Origin of the sequence: Metamycoplasma neophronis (assembly GCF_006491995.1) — a bacterium.
Taxonomy (GTDB): Bacteria; Bacillota_I; Bacilli_A; order Mycoplasmatales; family Metamycoplasmataceae; genus Metamycoplasma; species Metamycoplasma neophronis.
On record NZ_VHHP01000049.1, the window covers coordinates 1 to 588 of the forward strand.

A 588-nucleotide genomic window follows, 5' to 3' on the forward strand; every position below is an offset into this window, starting at 1 on the left:
GCCCCAACGACGAGATCTAAGCGAGGAATTCAGTTGTCGGTAGCGATAGTAGTAATAGGATATAGTCCGCGCTGACGAAATAGAAGACGAGATATGCCGTCGCACTGAATAATTTGTCACCAAGGGCGCTGCCGCCCCGTGCTACCCCTGGGCATGTTGTCCACCTGCGGCGCGGTAGGTTCAGCGGCGTGATACTTACGGGTGCGTTCTTGGCCGATGCCGCCGCAGCGGTGGACAACAAACTCAATGTGCAAGGCGGCGTGCTGTCCAGATTTGCGGTCGGTCCTGACCGGCTGGCCCGATTTGTGTTGGTGGTGTTGACGCAGGCGGAGCCTGACAGTTCGGACCGCGACATTACGGTCGAGATGAGGCCGCCGACCGATGACGAACCGATACGCCTGAATTTCGAGGCGCCCGAAGCGGCCGTTGCCGAGTTCCCCGGATTCGCATTCTTCGAAATCCAACTGCGCCTGCCGGTTAACGGCCGTTGGGTGCTGGTGGTGACTGGCGGCACCGGAGCGATATCGCTTCCGGTGCTGGTGAGCGACATGCCTGCGACGATAGGTTTTTGACGCGCCGGTCTTGAGC

General features: G+C 59.9%; 1 protein-coding gene. It reads left to right on the top strand.

Going from position 1 to position 588, the window contains the following annotated elements; genetic code table 4:
• Window positions 1-209: 209 nt before the first annotated feature.
• Window positions 210-588 (top strand): hypothetical protein (locus FJR74_RS08460; protein WP_503465753.1); only part of this gene is annotated, 379 nt, incomplete at its 3' end.